11 protein-coding genes, 1 tRNA gene and 1 pseudogene are annotated in these 17,160 nt (G+C 60.4%); 3 read left to right on the plus strand and 10 right to left on the minus strand.

All coding sequences use genetic code 11. The annotated features are described in order from the left end of the window. Positions 1-6: 6 nt before the first annotated feature. The 5 genes and pseudogenes from C693_RS24470 to C693_RS24420 all read right to left on the minus strand — a co-directional run. Positions 7-444: pseudogene (locus C693_RS24470) on the minus strand (TniQ family protein); the annotation flags it as partial. Further along, entirely contained in the window at positions 441-1,481 is a 1,041-nt protein-coding gene (locus tag C693_RS22875) for an ATP-binding protein (RefSeq protein WP_157798537.1), read from the minus strand. The gene C693_RS22875 and the pseudogene C693_RS24470, both read right to left, overlap by 4 nt. Before the next feature lie 25 nt (positions 1,482-1,506). Continuing rightward, positions 1,507-3,918 carry a TnsA endonuclease N-terminal domain-containing protein gene (locus C693_RS22880; protein ID WP_083868210.1) on the minus strand — a complete coding sequence of 804 codons (2,412 nt, stop codon included), beginning with the start codon at positions 3,916-3,918 and terminating at the stop codon, positions 1,507-1,509. 184 nt (positions 3,919-4,102) lie between these two features. After that, positions 4,103-4,582, minus strand: coding sequence for a hypothetical protein (locus tag C693_RS22470; protein ID WP_157798538.1), 480 nt, complete (start codon positions 4,580-4,582; stop codon positions 4,103-4,105). A gap of 1,056 nt (positions 4,583-5,638) precedes the next feature. Then, positions 5,639-6,067, minus strand: a complete 429-nt coding sequence (locus tag C693_RS24420; RefSeq protein ID WP_338390714.1) for a BPSL0761 family protein — start codon at positions 6,065-6,067, stop codon at positions 5,639-5,641. 181 nt (positions 6,068-6,248) lie between these two features. Here C693_RS24420 and C693_RS0102255 point away from each other — a divergent pair, with 181 nt between their 5' ends. Continuing rightward, complete coding sequence (locus C693_RS0102255; RefSeq protein WP_017460625.1) at positions 6,249-6,512, plus strand: helix-turn-helix transcriptional regulator; 264 nt, start codon at positions 6,249-6,251, stop codon at positions 6,510-6,512. Between the two features lie 121 nt (positions 6,513-6,633). Here the strand turns inward: C693_RS0102255 and C693_RS0102260 are convergent, their stop codons facing one another. From C693_RS0102260 to C693_RS0102275, 4 genes are read right to left on the minus strand one after another with little or no spacing between them, the layout of a single operon-like run. Continuing rightward, entirely contained in the window at positions 6,634-7,017 is a 384-nt protein-coding gene (locus C693_RS0102260) for a hypothetical protein (protein ID WP_017460626.1), read from the minus strand. Then, entirely contained in the window at positions 7,007-10,453 is a 3,447-nt protein-coding gene (locus C693_RS22475) for a helicase-related protein (protein WP_017460627.1), read from the minus strand. The genes C693_RS0102260 and C693_RS22475 overlap by 11 nt, the downstream gene beginning before the upstream one ends. After that, the gene (locus tag C693_RS0102270) at positions 10,450-12,480 is read right to left on the minus strand and encodes a hypothetical protein (protein WP_017460628.1); all 2,031 of its coding nucleotides are present in this window, start codon (positions 12,478-12,480) and stop codon (positions 10,450-10,452) included. Before C693_RS0102270 ends, C693_RS22475 begins: the two co-directional genes overlap by 4 nt. A 1-nt stretch (position 12,481) precedes the next feature. Continuing rightward, complete coding sequence (locus C693_RS0102275; protein ID WP_157798540.1) at positions 12,482-13,780, minus strand: hypothetical protein; 1,299 nt, start codon at positions 13,778-13,780, stop codon at positions 12,482-12,484. Between the two features lie 614 nt (positions 13,781-14,394). Here C693_RS0102275 and C693_RS0102285 point away from each other — a divergent pair. Next, a complete protein-coding gene (locus C693_RS0102285) occupies positions 14,395-15,366 on the plus strand; it encodes a hypothetical protein (RefSeq protein WP_157798541.1) in 972 nt (323 codons plus the stop codon). Between the two features lie 617 nt (positions 15,367-15,983). Beyond that, entirely contained in the window at positions 15,984-16,388 is a 405-nt protein-coding gene (locus C693_RS23540; protein WP_157798542.1) for a hypothetical protein, read from the plus strand. 584 nt (positions 16,389-16,972) lie between these two features. Here the strand turns inward: C693_RS23540 and C693_RS0102290 are convergent. Next, a tRNA-Arg gene (locus C693_RS0102290) sits at positions 16,973-17,049 on the minus strand. Positions 17,050-17,160: the final 111 nt, after the last annotated feature.

Consider the following 17,160-nt stretch of genomic DNA (forward strand, 5'->3'; position numbering starts at 1 on the left):
CGACCCGTGCGTAGGACAGTACGTTATTTGTGGCACCCACCATGCCAGCGGTTCGGCAACGATATCCTCGCGCTGCGCATAGCAAATCGGACACCATCGACGTCTTTCTACGCATGATCCGGATTGATTTCGACTTAAAACTCCTCGAAGACGCAACAATGTTCCGTGCACCAGATTATCTGCACCAGTCAGTCGTTGCAGTCGCTCGACAAGAACGGCTGTCCGACCTGAGTGTGCGCAAAATTCAATCGGATAGAGATCAATGCTTTGCAGTCGTGGCAGACCATCGCTACGCAGGTATATGGAATCGTTGCATACCACCTTGGCCAGCTGCTTCCCGGTAACCTGGTGTGCATCTGCGAGGCGGCAATAGTAAGACGCCAACGATTCGACAAGTGGAGTGCCTAAGCCGTGCAAATGAAGGGGCGCGAGGATTGATCTCATGACTCGAGACCACAGGGGTCGCGGTCAGGATTGCGTCGCCCAGGGCGCTTATTTCCTTGACTTCTTTGGACTGCCGATGGTCCTTTGGTAAGTTCTCCTCTGATCCGCGCCTCTCCCGCGTCGATCTCATGTTTCAGACGTTGCATTTGAACCGGTGTATACCTGGCTGCTTCCATGTCACGCCAATGCAACACATCCCTGCCTTGAGATAGGGCGCAGAGCTTGGCACGCTCAAATAGGCCGTGAACCTCGCCGAAAACCCCGAGGGTCCAAGCCAGGATGTCCTTTGCATGCCGGTCCAGCGTGCGTGGCTCTTCAAACTTAAGTGACTTGGAGTACATTCTTAACACCGCGAAAAATGCATCGCGATCGTCTTTGATCGCGTCATCGTATCGGCGCAGGTGGATAATGCGACAACGACGATTTAGTTGCGCACTGTGGTTCCAGATCTCTAGTAAATCATAAGTTCCGAAAAGGAAGATGATGATCCCTAGCCTCTCAGCCAGGATCTTCAAGCTTTCGAGATGATCAGACGGGCTCCGGTTTACATGCGTCAGGCACATGCTTTGAGCTTCGTCTACGAAGATTGCTTGCACGGAAACCGCTTTTGCCAAATGCTCGAATGCGCGCCTGATTCTCGTCTCCGTCATGGATACCCGGATTGAGCTCCAGAACTCTTCGCCAAGAAAGGCCAGTTGTTCCGGTGTCATCATTTTTTCTTGCTGAGTGCCGACGATGGTTCCTATGCGTCTGAAGGGATCACCTGCCTGATCCAGTAGACGACTGTAGAAATCCTTTGAAGAGAAGTAACCGCTTTCCGCGTTTGCTGCCAGGACAGATATGAGCGGAATCTGATTTTTTGAGGAGTGGTCGTCTGTTCTATATGAGGTTTTCTCAAGATGACCTCTTAGGGTGGATTTGCCGGCGCCTGATGGTCCGACCACGAATATCAGGGTGCCTTTCGAGGCGTGCGTGATGCAGGCTTGCGCTTGCCGACTCCACGCTAGAAAATGTGCGTGTTCCAGTGTGCCGCTCAATAGCATAGCTTTATCCCTCTTTGTGTTATTTGGAAAACGAGATATCGGCGTACTGCTCGAGGTCGACTGAAGCGTCTTCTGGTTGATTGGAGACGGTTTCTTTAGAGGTTGTGCCAGTTCTGGGTTGGTCAGCCGACAATTCGAAGGAAGCAGTTGCGGCATGCGAGGCTTCAATTTGCTCTATCCGCCTAGCAATGCGCTCGTGGCTGTGGCGTCCCTCGGTCCGAGATGTCCTGCTGTTACTTCGCACTCTGTAGTTTTCGAAGAAGCGGCCCTCGTTTGAAAGGGGTAAAAGAGCGTTGTGATCACGCGAATGGCAAATAAGCCAGTTTCCCTTGCACTTAACGTAGAGCGTGCTTGGTAAATCAGGGTCGAGGCGTGCCTCCTCGAGCTTGTAGGGGCGTCGTATCTGATTCAGCTCCTCAGTCCAATATTCCCTGTAGCCACAACGCAACCCCTTTTGCCTACCGAGGCGCACGTCTACGGCTACTGACGTAGCAATCAAGAAGGGTAGATCGATGTTTACAAGTTGGCCGACCTGGCCATACTCCAGTTCACCTCGATGCCATAGGTCATCGGGACAGCCGTCCGCGTCCCCGTGCGTTGTCTTATTGAACTCCTCAAATTCGAAGTTCCGGAATTCGCCGATGATGACGGCCAGCTCGAGCCGCGCTGTTGCTCGACTCTTCTTTGCGCCGGATGCCTGTCGGCTGCGCTGGTCCGCCCAGGTCGCTCCGGCAAGTCGATTGGCTATGCGGAAGTTGATTTGCTTGAGTGCTGACTCCGCGAGGCCGCCAAAGCGAGGTGCGCTGGATGGGCGCGAGTACTTGGTAATGTTGAACCTTGCTTGCAATTGCTCCCAAAGGACTGACCCGTACTCGGATCCACGGTCCTGCAGCATGTAGGGTGGCAATCGCCCTTGCCGCCTGACCAGATCTCGAAAAGCCAGGAATAGGCCGAAGCGATCTGACTTGCCAAAGCCAATCCAGGCACCTAACGCACGACTCGTTGCTTCGTCATAGAAGACGTAGAGCCATGGTGGTTCGCAGAATTTCGCCAGCTCGCATTCGCTCCACACCCGACCATCGAACTGCGTGCTATCGACATGACCGATGAGCCCAGGAATTTCACAACGAAGGGTCGCGTGTTCCGCCGACACGGGCGGGCGCGTGGAGTGGTAGCCGCGTACACCGAGTCGACCTAGAGCCACTTGCTCAGGAGCGACCTTCGAGCATCTGGTCCGAAGCGTGCTCTTGGAGATCTTCTGCACGCCATGCCTCGTGCAGGCGCTGTCTACGTGACCGAGAAGTTGCGACCGGTCTTTGCAAATGCCTGAGGTCCAGTGCGTCTTGATCACGCTCTCCACGATTCGTTCCTGATCCGTGGTGAGCCGGGGCACGCGGTTACCCCGGTCCGAGAATCGGGGCAGACATGCAGCAAGAGGGTGAGCAGCTTCGAGAGACGTGTTCGAAATCCGCTGAAGATAGCGGTATTCGTTACGGGTGGGTTTCCGAACCCCGGCGAGCACCTCCTGTATTCCGGCGTAGGTCTCGTTCGCATGCGCGAGTTCACGCGGTGTAGCGCTAAGCAGTGCCGCGAGAGCAGTCTCGCCACCCTTTTCAGGCGTTGCCCGATATGCCTGCAAGAGCTGTGCTTGAAACTCGTATGCCTCCGAGCGATTGGCGAAGAGCCGAAAGACGTCCTGTTGTGTCAGAAGCTGCGCCCTCAGAGCGCCAAAGATCTTTGATTCCGCCAGCAGCTGATAGACGATGGATGGCGCCGGTCCACGCTTGGCACTGCAGAGTTCGAGGATGGTCGGTGCGCCATGCAGTCTCGCCAGGATGCGTTGAACCATTTCATCCGGACAGTTGACAGCTGGGTTCAGCTGCAGCGCGTGGAGGAACTCAAGATTGGCCAGGTGGCGTGATGCAGTGTCGTCTGCGACGTAGAGCTCGTGAGGTAGACCCAATCTCTCTGCCGCGGTATGGGCAGGGAGATACCGCGGAACGCCTCCCGAGTAACTCCACTCGTCGGGCTTGTTGGCGATGTTCTTCTGAAGGGCGGCATACGGTTTGCACTCGACCAGAGCAGGTCCCGCTTTTCGTAGTACCAGGAAGTCCGGTGTGTAGCTGGCGACGTGGGTACCCTTGGCGCCCCTGTTGCGCCGAATCTGGAGTGGTATGGGCTGATCCCATATTTCCAGTACCTCGGGCGACAGCTCCGATTCGTAAACAAATGCCGCCTCACAGGTGCGGCTCTCCGCCTGGACCGTCAGGCCAATCCCACTGCTGGGGATGCGGGCACATACGTTGTGGCGAGCCGTGTCGCCGACACGTCTCGACGGTGGCCCTGCGCGTACAGCGGAGATGTACTCGACGGCTGCTTTGCACAGACGCGCCTGCCCGCAATAGGCTGCAAATTCGGTTGAGCTGAGCATGCTTTTTCAGCGCACGCCGGCCCGCTGCCGCCGAAGTTTGGCAGTTGAACATTCCTGCGACGGAGAGTAAGGTCACGGCGTCAGGCGACAAATCTGACGCGTTGCAAAGAGCCCAAGTCATCAGCTTGGGCTTTTTTGTGGCCGCTACTTTGACCGCACTTTGATCGGCGATAGCGTGTAGGCGCTAGCTAGCCTCCTCTTTGGTCATGGGCCCCTGAGTTGAGGTGCGATCCGATTCCCGTCGGTCGTTGAAGACCTTCTCGGTGTCCACTTGCCGAGGGAAAGGACGACCATGATCGCGCGGACGGTAAAGCGGCGACGACAAGATGTCCCCGTGACCTGCTGACGGTACGCCACCTGCCGATGAGCATTCCAAGAGGGTGGCATCAAGCTCGGTCGAGATGGGGGAGCGCTGCTCCAGACTCGCAAGAAACTCGGCGACCGCGCGTGTGGTCGCAAACCACCCTCGCCGCATGGGCAGCTGAAACATGGGAATGGCGAGATATCCGCGCGAACGAGCCTTTCGGACCGCCTGGACGGTCGGATAGCGCAGGAGCCGCGCAAGGTCCGCCTGTGTAAGCAATGCGCCGAAGTCTTCGCGCAGCCCCTCCTCAATCCGCTGGGCGGATTGTTCGAGGATTGCCTGCGGTTCAATATCCGGCATGAGTATCGCGGAGTCCCCGAAAGTCTCGCGAAGTATCACGCAAGGCGAGCGACTCGCGGTGTGTCAATTTCGGGCTGTCCGGAGGGGAGATATCTGACCCATGCGCCGTGCCTTGATCGATGACATACGGAAGATTTCTGGTGACTCCGAGGGCGCGAACCATGCCGTGAAGCGTCTGCGGACTACCGCTTGGCTTGACGGTGCGTGCAAGCTGGCCGCATGCCCTTCTTGGCCGGAGTTCGACAAAATGTATGTGGAACGGGGTCGGAGTCGATCGAACTTGGGCGAAAAGTGGCGAAAGGGGATCGTGGAACCCAGCCGTTACTCAGCCGAGAAGCTGGAAGACCGACTTCCTGGAACTTTAGCTGTGTTCGATTCACCTCTGTGGGTGCTGCTTGAGAACCGGCCCTTCAGCCAATCTGAAGTGGCAAGGATCATGAGCGACTATCGTCCCCAGAAGGCGAGCGATCTTCCCTTCTTCTGGCTGTTCCCCAACGACGAGGTGCAGTGGAAGCAAAGGCGCTGCGCTCCAACCTTGAGCATGCGCGATACCGGGGGGTTGGTCCATCGCGGAGACATGTGGGGATTCTTGGCGCTCTTGTGGACAATGAGGTACGCAGAAGCTGACGGAGACCAAGAGCTGCACCACTTGGCTTCCGAAGATATGTACCGAGCCATGCCCATGGCCATCCGGGAGCCGTGGCTGGCAGATCACGCGACTACGCTGTTCGAGCTCACGGAGGCTATTCGGGCAAGGAGGTCGTACTCCTTTTACCTCTTCGACGTCGACTTCGATGTCATCAAGCGGCAGGCCACTGACCCGACATATGAGCCGGTTCGCGAACATCGACCCTGGGATGCCCGGACCGGTCGATTTCAGGAGGTGGAGGATCCCGTGCTGCCTGCGCACGTGATCTCAGGCAGGGAGTGGTCTCTGTCAGCGAAGTCTAGACCTAGGTAACGGGCTCATGCCGACTTCTACCAAGCGCGTCGCTTCGATGCCGTGCTTCTACACCGACAACGCCCCCATCTGACAATGGTCAAAGCCAAGTTGATCTACTCAGGCCAAACCATCCGGGTGGAGTAGCGCAGGGGACCGTAGCGACATCCTTCGGCCCACGAGGGTTCAACAGGAGCCAGTTCAATGCCAACCCCAGACGGACGCTTCAGTGCTGCCATAGTCGAGACATTTTCAACCGTCGGAAAGTGACGTGCGATCACCACTGCGCGTTGCCTGATGTCCAACGGCAAACGGTTGTCTCGGGAGAGCTCGATCAGGAAGCCGCCTGCCCAGATCAGTGCTCGGGTCCTTTCTTCTGGCATTGTCATGGCCGATCCCCGCGATGGCATTGAATCCAGCATCGCCCGAGGGTGTCGCATAGGTTGGGACTTGCGCGTCCGCAACGGAGCGATGTCATCACGCTGCCGATTGGGCGCTTGCCAGGCGGAAGCACCGAATCGCTTATGCCGAGAGGATGGATGCATGGCTGAACTTCATGCCAGCTAGGCCTTCCGCTTCGCTTGGCTCTCGGGACACGGCTTATTCGCTGGGCGTGTCGCCGGCGTCCCTCATTTGGCCCGCGGGTTACGTTCTGACCTGTCAAACTGTAGCCGGTAGGCTACAAGTTGCTCTTCCTACGCCGGATATGATGCCTGGGGGCTACAAATGACGACGCTTGCTGACGTGGCTGAATTACTCAAAAGGGTGCGCCTGGAGGCCGGGCTCTCCCAAGTGGAGCTGGCGAATCGAGCTGGTGTGGCGCGCACGACCGTGGCCCGTATGGAAACCTTGGCCAGAGGGGACATGAGCGTGTCCGCCTTGGTGCGGCTGCTGGATGCGGCCGGCTACGACTTGAAGGCGGTCAAGCACGGACACATCCGAACGCTTGAAGACATACTGGCTGAGCAGCGCCTGGGAGATGACGCATGAAGCTCGAGGTGCACATTCTTCCCGGTGCCATGACACCCCTTCTTTCTCATCAGGACGCTTCTTTTAGGTGTCCGTGGTGACGGGGTAGAACCTCTGCTTTGCCGAGCCAGCGAGCACAGCCCTAATGCGCATCTCCCCCCGACAGCAAGAACTCGAACCGATCCGCCTCCCGTGCCAGCAATCTCACCTGCATCAGGAACTCCCCGGCACCTACTCCTAGCTTCGGCACCCAGGCGTTCGCGACCAGGCGCCCGCGACCGTCTATGCGGTAGCCCACCAGGTCGATGAAACGATTGCGCAACCAGCATCGGTTGGACGGTGGATCAAACGCGTCGAGCCTATTAAGAACGCGTGGCGTTGCGACCACGGCAGTGAGTTCCCACGCGTCCCAGGTTGACTCCACGCGCACGCGATGCGAGCGGCCCTCTCCGAGGTCGACGTCGATCCAGTCGTCTTTGATGCCGCATGCGGGGGCGTCGCACAGTGCATGCCAATCACGTGACATGGGCCGCCTCCTTCGCCAGATCCGAGCGGAACTTCGAGAATGGTGCATCGTCGCCTGCTAGCAAGGCATTTTCAATCGTGTCGGCGTGGTGGACGACACGACTGACCAGCGCCTCGACGCGCGCAATGTCGTGTGCCTTGCGTTGACCCAGCAGGACTTCGCTTTGCACGGTCAGATCGTAGGAGCCGGCATCCTTCGCCGGAATCAGGCCGGCCTTTACCGGCGCCGCGCGGATAAGGTCTTCGATCTTCGACAGGGTTGCGTCCGAATACACGCGTCCCACCGGACTGATGCATCGCAGGATGGCTTGGCCTTCAGCTGCGCCGAGTAGCAAGGCGAATGGCTGGATTCGCGTGCCAACGCGAGCCGTGCCCATAATGCGTCCCTGGTTCGCGAAACCCTCCCACTCGATGGTTTCCAGACTCGCCGTGGCGATCGCATCGAATCGCGCGATCACCTCCGCCACCTGTTCCGGTCTCACCGCCAGGCCGCGGCGGCGGCCTTTGAGCATCGTTTTGGCAATGGGAAAGGCCGTCCGCAGAACTTCGGTCGGCTGGGTCGGCATCGAGCCTAAGGCATGCATGTCCTGGTTGACGTTGAGCGAGGCGCTCTCCCCCGCCGGCATCGACAAGCCCTCGTGCATCAGGCGGATGAAGGTGTCCATGCGGTCGAGGACGCGTCGGACCTGCAGCACCTCTACCGTGCCCTGCAGATAAGGGAAATGAACCTGCAGCTTGTCGTCGGGGTGCAACGCATCCGCGACCGATAGCCGGCGGTCAATCTTGGATCGCACGCGGTCGATGCGACCGGTGCGTTGTTCCATCGACGAGGGTGTCCAGGAGATGCCGTAGTGATGCACACGACCGCAGAACGTGTGCAGGTCCTCGCCTTCTTGCAGCACGTCGGTCGTGACCAGGACGAACGGATTACCGGGCATGCGGAATTGCTGGACGAGCGTCTGATTGACGCCGCCCGACATGCCGCCGACCGGTCGCTGTTCGCGCAACAGCCGGCCGAAGGCCATCGATGCTTCGGACAGGGACTTCTGTCGCAGGTCGTGCGCGTTGACGTCGAGGATCAGGTCAAAATTATCGGCAACTTCCGCGAGCTCATCGAAAAGAGCCCACGAGCGATCCGTCAACGGCGTTTCCATTTGCGCGCGGAGGAGGTCCAACAGCACCGCCGTAATGTCGAAGCGCCCGTCTTCCTCTCCGTCGTCGTCTCCCAGGCGTCCGGACTCCAACGTCCCGAGCACGCCGATGACCTTGGCATAGAGATCTATGAGCCCGTGGCCTAGGCGCGTCGATGAGGCCAGCAATTGCGCGCGCAGGAACCGCTCACGGTACTGCTGAGTCGCGTCTCCGGCATCCGATACGGGCCAGAGACGCTTCGAAAGCGTGGGCTCGCCAGCCAAGGCATCGAAGAATGTGCTTTCGGCCAGCAGCGGCATCACCTTGGGGATGATGCCCGCCACGGGTGCGGGCCTGCGTCGCTGTTCCCAACGGGCCTGCCACACCGCCCGCGCGCGATCGACGTGCCCGCCGTCTTTCTGGCGCAGCAATGAGCATGCGGCCGCCTGGACGGCGACGAACATGTCCGCGCGACGATGCCGCTTTGCATCGCTCAGGAAATGGCGGACCTCATCTTCCAGCAGGATGGCCAACCTGTCGGGCGTCGTTCCGAGCACAGCCGACAACCGCTCCGTCATCTCCTGCGGCGTGCATCCGAGGATCCAGGCCAGCGCGTTGTCCTCGAAGACCGTCGAACGCTGGAGGAATCGCAACTGCATGCTAGCGCCAGACAGCACGCTGTTCGGACCGTCGCCGCGGAAGAACCACGCGAAGAAGGTGTCACGCCCGCCGCGGTCCGCACCGTACTGCGATCCCACCTGCGACGGCTGGTTCTCGTGCTCGCGGCGGCGCTCCTTTTCGTACTGGATGCACACCGCCTCGAACGCACCGAGGACGTTGGCTGGCAACGCAGTACGGAGCCTTGCGATCAACCACGCATCGTAGGCGTCGTCGAGTTTCTGCTTAAGCTCTTTCACCGAAGCGACTCGGCGCACGAAAACGAGCGCCTTCTCGCCTGTCTGCCACGCACTGGCGAGCGCAGACGCCACAGCGTCCATCTTCGGGTGCGGAAGTTCTTCCCGGAACGTCGACTTGTACGACCGCGCGATGTGGTTGATTGACTGCACGTCAATGCCTTCGCGTGCGAGCGCGTCCTGCGTCTGCTCGCTGCCGTCGAAGTTGGCCTCTTCGGGTTCGTCCTCATCGCCGATCGTGAGCTTTGTCGTCTGCTGGAAACTTTCGAACGATGCCAGCATGCCCATCTGGAACGCGCCTCCGAAGCGTTCGTGTCCGAGGAGTTCGGCTACTTTTTTCTGCATCAGGGCCAGCACCAGGCGTTGCCGGTCGTCGGCGACCTCGATCGGCAGGTCGTGCGACTGCACGCCGCCCTGCCGCCATTCGCGGCGATACAGGTTCCGCGTCAGCGGCGTTTCCCCGACGGTCACCTTGGTGACGCGCCGGATCAGGAAGCGTTTGGCGGCCTCCCGCGCCTCGGACTCCTTCTCCGAGAGCAGTCCTTCGAACGGCCCCGCACGCCCGAAGACGTTCAACTGATTCCACAGGTGGTGGTAGGTGTCTTCGACCGGCGTGGCCGACAGGAACAACACGCGTTGCGCGCGGGGGCCATGGCCGGGAAAACGTCTTGCGTCAGCCGGGGCAAGCGGTTCCCGCCCCATCATCAGCCCTAGCACACGGTTGCGCGCCGCGACCCCCTCGGCAAACCCGTGCTTGAGGTTGTGTGCTTCGTCGACGACCACCAAGTCGAATTTCGGCAAAGCGCAGCAGAGCGCGCGCGCAAGATTGTCCTTGAACGCGCCATTGCGAGCGTCCAACAGGTCGCTCGGCATCCACGGCAGATGCTTGAAGAGTTTGGCGCGCAGGTTTTGCGCCGTGGCGCGCGCTGCATCTTGCCCGCTGCCCACCGCCAAACTAAAACTCGTCAACCGGCAGAAGAAATCTCGGTTCGCACCGAGCATGCTCTCGTGCAGCAGTTCGAGCAGGTTATCGCAATGGACCGACGGCCACGCCGGCCGGCCATCGGGCGCGCGATTGCGCAAATCGGCGAAGCGGATGTTCTTGTCGATGAACGCATCGCGCTCCTTCTGCCATTTGCGCTGGATGTTGGCGCGCGGCGCCAGCACCAGAACGCGAAACTCCGGATTGAAGTGCCGGAACAGCGCGATGGTGCCGAGCGTGACGTAGGTCTTCCCCATGCCGACTTCGTCCGCGAGATAGGCCACGCCCCGCTTCTCCAACAGGTTGTGGATCGCGACAGCGCCCTCGAGTTGCTCGCGCGCGCGCGGACCATTGCCAATGCTCCTGCCGAAGTCGAGCAACTGGGCTGCCGTCTCGATATCGATGGTCACGTCACTTCCCTTGGCGATGCAGTCTTCAGAAATTGCCCCTCGAACCAGCGGAGAAAGTCGGCGAACTCCGGGCCGTTACGGTCCAGAAGGAGTTGCTTCAACGCATCGACCTTCGCCAGCGCCTCGCGCGGCCCCCCGGATTGCGGTTCGTGCGCACGCCAGAACTCGCCACACTCGGCTTCCAACTTGTCGCACAGCTGGCGCGCGCACAGCAGGATCAGATACCGGTGGACGGAGTCGCCGTCTTCCGACTCACGGAGGACGCCTTCGAGCAGGTTGCCGAGCGAGTCGTACTTCCTGCCGAAGATGCGGTGCACGGCTTCCTTCGTCCGCCCGTCCTGCAGCGCTGCACGGACGGAGCGCTCCAGCGAACCGAACGCGTGGAAGATGCCGGCCATCTCGCCGAAGAGATCGTGCTCCGTCGACAATGCAGGCAGGCGCGCGGCCATCCCGGCTTCTTCCTGCACTAGCGCCGCGCCGCGCGTTTCGATGAAGGCGGCGCGCTGCTCAGGCGTCAGCAGCGACCAGTATTTCAGGATGTCCGCGGGACTGAGTTCGAGCAGCAGGGAAGGCTTGCCCGCCATGCCCTCTTCCTGCACCAGCAGCGGGATTGGCACGTCGCGATCGCCCGCCACCTCGAACAGCGACGTGCGCTGCAGGGCGCGCTGGATGTCCGCTGTGATTTCGGCGTCGAGCGGCACCCAGTCACGGGGCGGCAGCGAGGGGGGTAGCGATGCGATGCGTGCGCCACAAGCCAGGAGCACCAGGGCAGGACTGGGCCCTGTGTCGTCCCACCAGATCTCCGCGGATCGCGTCGTCCAGTCATAACGCAACTGCACGCGCGTCCCACGCGATGACACCGCATCGCCTTCGTCGCGTTGCCACTCGAACATCGCGGGACGCTTGGACAGCGGCTGCAGCCAGAAGTCCGGCTTCCGCGGCGACTGGGTTTCGGTAAGCACGGCGGCTTCAATATTGCCGCCCCGCTGATGCGCCGCCTGCGTCATGTTCACCGAGCCGCAGAGGAAGATTTCACGGGCGGGCTTCTTGCTGAAGAACCGATAGAGCTTGGCGTGAACGAAGCGCTCGGTGGCACCCTTGTTGTTGCCGCGACGCAGCAAGGCCTCGGGCAGCGTTCCCCAGCGGATCGTTGTCCGGTCCGACAGCCCTTCCACCGCGTCGAACATCCGCTCCGAACAAGCCGCCACGCCCGAGCGTTGCGAGGGCAACAGCACGCGCACCTGCGTAGGCCGGAATGCATCGACCAGGGCTTCGAGCGGGAGGCAGTCTTCGGCGTCGTCGAAGTACGGCGCGATGATTTCCAGCGACAGACCCTTGAGGGACCCGCCCGCGACGTCGGCCATCCACGCCGTTACCGCGGCGTCACCGCCGATGAAGTGCGTGTGCAGCCTGTTATTGTCCGAACGCTGCCTGCGTGTCGGCACGCGGCGGAGAAAGGTCAGGACCTCGTCGACGGCGGCGTGATCGTGCCCCGGCGCCAGCTTGCGCAGCCGTTTGAGGAACGCAACGAGCCCATCGACCGTCGCACTTTTCTCATCGACGCGAACCTCCTCGATGAAGGCGACCTCGACGTTCTCCCACCAGCCCGTGCGCGTCAGGTTCGCGGACAAGGTGCCCACGATCAGCGTCTGTGCGGCAGGGTCGTCCTGCGTGGGCGACGACACAAGCGCGAACACGAGTTTTGGATGGAAGATCCTGCCCCCGCGCAGCCGCACCGGAATCCTGCGCACATCCTGCCGCGCATGGGTCCGATCCCCGACACACAGGCCATTGGCGTCGTAATAAAGGGCGATTTCACCGGGGACGGTGCGCAACGCATCTTCCAGCTGCACGCGCCGGATCGGGGCCGCGTGACTCAACGGCATGTCCAGGAAGACGGGCAGGATCTCCTGCTCGAAGAACTCGGGATCCAGCTGGAAAGTCGTGAAAACGGCGCACGCGAGCTTGCGGCCGCGCAGCATGTCCTCGAAGGATTTCGACAGCGCGACGCTCGGAAGGTCGGACATCTCAGGCGGCCTTTCGCAAGGGGGCGGCGATGGCGCGAAGCGACGGGATGAAGTATGGGAAGGTCATCTGCGACTTCAGCGCTTCGGGATCCGGCACGCGGCCGGGTCCATCCTGGAAGCGCGCTTCGAGGCGTTCGCCCTGCAACACCACCCAGGCCGCGCCGCCGCGGGCTTCCATTACCCGGGCGTTCACGGCGACGAGCTGGCGTATGAGCGCTTCGTAATCGCCTGCGCGTGCGGCGTGGGCGATAGCGACCCACGCGTCCGCCAGCCCCGTGTCGGCCGGCAGGAACTCCCGGAGTGCCGCGAAGGCGTCCGTATCGATCATGCGGAGGCCTTTGCCCCAGCCCTTGCCGAGATCGATGGCCGCCTGCTGGAGCGTCGCGCCGTGCGCCCCCAGGAGCCATGAGAACAGCAGCGCCATCGGGCCGAGGACGGCATCCGCGACGCGGATGTCGTTGAGATGTTGCGCGAGCGCGTCGTAGTTCGCCTTGCGCGCGCGCTCGGCGAGCTGCATCACGCTGGCTGGCGACAAGACGAAGCTGCCGTCCAGCGTGTCCGACAGGATGTGGGCCAACTGCTGTTGCCGTCCATTCGTGGCATCGCCGGGACCGCCGAACAGCAGGTGCTCGCGGTAGAAGCCCGGCTCGCTTTGGCGCAAGGACTTGTGCAGCAACGCAGCGGTCGCCTTCGCCAACGCGGCGTCCTTGCCTTCGAGCTGCAATTTGCGGCCGTCCATCGAGAGCAGCTTGCGGAGGGCATCGGCCTTGATGCCGTGGTCCGCGAACACCCGCAAATAATGGCGTTCGACGAACTCCACCGCGATCGCGAGCAAGGCGTTGGCGTCTTCCCGCACGAGGCCCGATGCGCGCGCAGGCATCGTGTACAGACCCCACAAGCCGTAGGTCTTCTGATCTGAGAGGATGCCCTGCTCACGGGACAGTGTGAGCGCGGCGCCGTTGCCTAGGCGTTTGCGGACCTGGTCCACACCCCGGAAGTGCCAGTCCCGGTTGACTCTGGCGCGGGCGTAGGCGCACAGCTGCTCCCACCGGAGGAACGTGCCCAGGTCCGCGCCCGCGCCAGATTGCCCCTTTGCCTGGTCTGCCAGGTAAAGGCCCAGCAGCAATACGGTAAAGTCGCGCAATGAGTCGCTGACGGTGGTGAGGTTGCCGACGATCTGCCGCCCGAGACGCGTCCAGATGGGTTGGATCCCCAATGGGTCTCGCGAGCCTTTGATTTCGGCGCGATGGTCTAATTCGGTGAAGAAGGGGCCCAGGGGCACCCCGGCGTTGCTTCGCATTGCACTCCCCCGTGCGCAGTGAAGTGAGGCAAGAATAGCGTGACTGTCGCGAACGAAGCCGGGAAAATCGCTCGAGGCTCGCTGCTCGACGGGCTATTGCGCCACGATAAGCACTGAATCGCCCAGGGGTTTCCTGGACATCTCGGCGCCATGGAAAATGGCTAGTTCGGAGCTGTCCATGAGCAGCAAGTGGTGTGCGGCGTTGACGCGCACCGGGATTTGACAGCTAGCCGAAAATTGATTGACGCGAAGTCGGCGTAGACCAACCTTGGCGCGCGGCGAGGGTTCGCCGTCAGTGGAGGTGGTCAGTCGAAAGCGAGCGCGATGGTGAATTTGTCGCGAGCGCCAACAGTCCAGTCCACCATCTGAAGGAGATTGGACCTGAAGAAGAGCTCTTCCGAAGAACAGATCATCGGCTTCCTGCGTGGGACTTGATCGGTGGGCGGCATCGTTTCGCCACATGTCGCTACAGGTCCCCAAGGCACGCGCGTTTGTTCGGGAGTATCAAGCTCACTTGCAGTCAGAAGCGCGCCTCCTAGTGGTCGCCTCTGCGGCACTTCGATCCGTCGTATGATCCCGTGAGAGTCGTATCCACGCAGATCATCGGAATCATCATGGAAGACCAGGTAAGTCACCAGTCGCCACGTACCCAAGAAGTGCAAGAAGGAGCGGAGTCGGTAGCTCAAGAGCTGTACGAGCAGGCTGAACAAGCCATCCTCATTGGCCGATCAAAAAACTTGACCAATCGAGAACTTCTGCCATCAGAGCTGATCCTTGGGAATTCGATCCATCGCGATATTAAAGAGCGCATAAAAGTGCACTCGGAAAATGTTCGCTACATTGTGAAGGGGGTCGCCTATTACATCGAAGAGCAGTCGCTAAGGGACACAGCCTTATCGATGAAGAAGTTGAAGGAGGGTCGGCTGCGGTTCGATCAAGAGCGAATCGACAGCATCCTCGAGGCACAGGGCAGCATCAGACTATCGTACTCTACCTTGAAAGTCGTAGTTGAAATCTTTTCCGCCGTCAACCGTCGTGTCATCGAAGAGATGAGAACTGGCGGGAGCCTCAAAGGCATTGAATTGACGGAGCTCTACCTGAAAAACGCAATCGTCGTTTATGAGCTCTCAGCCTTCGTCTACGACTACATATCCCGTTTCTCATTGGTCGGCTTGAGCGACCTAAAAAAGATTGGCGAGGAAGTTTCGAGGGAAATCGAAAGAGGTCGCAAGGACGACGTTGCACTCAAGCGATCTATCTCTGACGGAAGCGCAGCTATGCGCCAAAGCGTCGCCAAGGAGATTGAAAACCGAAACGTCATCCGAGACCGCCTAAAAAAGAAGTGGGGCGAGCTGCTTTCCCGCTTTGACGGGGCCAAAATTGATTCCCACCACGTGGCGGATGTTCGGATCGTTCGCGACAACATGCGCAACCGTATCGATATCCTCAATCTTGTGGCCACGACAAATCTGGTGGAGGGGGCTATAGAGAGAGTTGACAGCTTGGCCGACCTCATTCGGGGCTGGGAGATTCCGGAGCTCGATGCGGATGCAGTGAAAGGATTGCTTGATGTGGAGGGGCTATGAGCTCCTCGCGTGACAAATACATCAAGGCCGGAAAAGCGGTGGACAGTGGGAGGGTGAACCTGTCACGAGCGCCGGCGCAGTTGGATCACAAGCTTAGCCACGTACCGGAGGCATCAGCTCCCGTTTCTGCGGTCGCCAGGACGAGGCGTAGCCCAACTGCTAGGTACCTCGCAGGTATCGCAATCTTACTCGTCACGTTGACAGCTTGGCATTACCACCAAATACACGTCTCTGGGCAAAGTCTGAGCGATGCTTTGTCGACAGGCGGAGATGGCAACGGCTCCACTGACGCTCACGGGGGCGATAGCGTGACTGCTTCACCCGAAACGCGCGGATTCGACAACCCTTCAGATTCTACGGATCCAAGTTCCCGCGATGCCAGCCTCGCCGCACCTGGCGGCAATCCCGTTCGAGGTAACGGCGCTCCCACTGCGAGGAGGGGCGTTTCCGGATCTAGTCCCCGTGCAGCGCAGGGTGCCACCGGCCGGGAGCAGACTGGCAAAGACAGCAGCGATCAGGGGACAACTCAGGGCCAAGAGACATATCCATCTGCTCGTTCCGCAGACTTGGTTCGGCGGTACATCGCCGAACAGCAGGAGCAGTTGGGCTGCGGGGATATGCCCGAAGTCTACTGTGAATCAGATGTTATTCGGGAAGCCAACGGTTATGCGCTCTCGGTTGCAAGCGGCTGCGATATCGGCGCGATTCGAGACGAGCCCTGCCCGATAAATGCTGCAGCCGTTATTAACAAGAAAATTCGGGAAATCGAACTCAGGGCTCTTGCCAGCAAACAACGTGCCTTGGAGCGCGCCATCACCGGAGTAGCTTTGGGGGCCCCCTCAAGCTTTATCGAGGACATGCAAACATGCAAGATTGAGGCGTTGAATTCCGGTTTGCGGGACGCAGCGTACCAGCAGTATGTTGAATCAAAGTGCCTACCTTCCGCCCGCGCGGCTCGCGCCAAGCCTTTAAAGCAGCTACTTGCGCGTGTAAACGGAAAGATCAGGGAGCTGGGAGGGTGAGATGCGCGCCTCCTTGGTTGCGGCTTTCTGCTCTTTGCGTCCCAGGCGCAACGGCGGCACTAGCCCCGCTAATCCGGGGTTTCCTGCAGCCGGCATGCCACCGCGTTGCCTGCTGCCGAAAGGAACTAGTAACTCAAGCTGCAAGCTTGTGCTAGGCCACGCCACCACTTGAGGCCACGATGGACCCAAGCCGATTTTAAAAGCGGGAATGAACCGCCCCGGGTTTCGTGGAGGCTGTTTGGTTTAAGTCAGGCCTCCGCGGAGGCTGCCTGACTGGCGAGTTGCCGGTAGTAGTTTGCCTCGGCCTCTGCCGGCGGGATATAGCCGATCGATCCGAGCAGGCGATGGTGGTTGCGACGTCCCCCTGCTTTGAGTAGTGGGACGGTTTAGTGTCTGGGGCGACTTTGGCGCCGCAGGCAGCACAAGCTGGGCCTTTGCGTGATGACCCGATATGGTTCGTCACGTTATGAGGCTCCGCACCGCATAATTCGTGTCAAAGCAGCTGGTCCCTCGACACATTATGCTCACCGGCAGCGCCAGTTATCTCGAATTTGTCCACCGGCGATACGATGACCTATGCCAAATGGCGCGCCCGGAGGGATTCGAACCCCCGACCAATGGCTTCGGAAGCCACTACTCTATCCGGCTGAGCTACGGGCGCTTCTGGGATGCACGCCGCGGGCTGGGCCGCGGCGGACGCGCAGTATAGCGAAGTTGCGCGGCGTGGCGCGATCCGCATGAAAGAAAGCCGGCGCCCGAGGGCGCCGGCTTC

Source organism: Dyella ginsengisoli LA-4, assembly GCF_000334915.1.
Classification (GTDB): domain Bacteria; phylum Pseudomonadota; class Gammaproteobacteria; order Xanthomonadales; family Rhodanobacteraceae; genus Dyella_A; species Dyella_A ginsengisoli_A.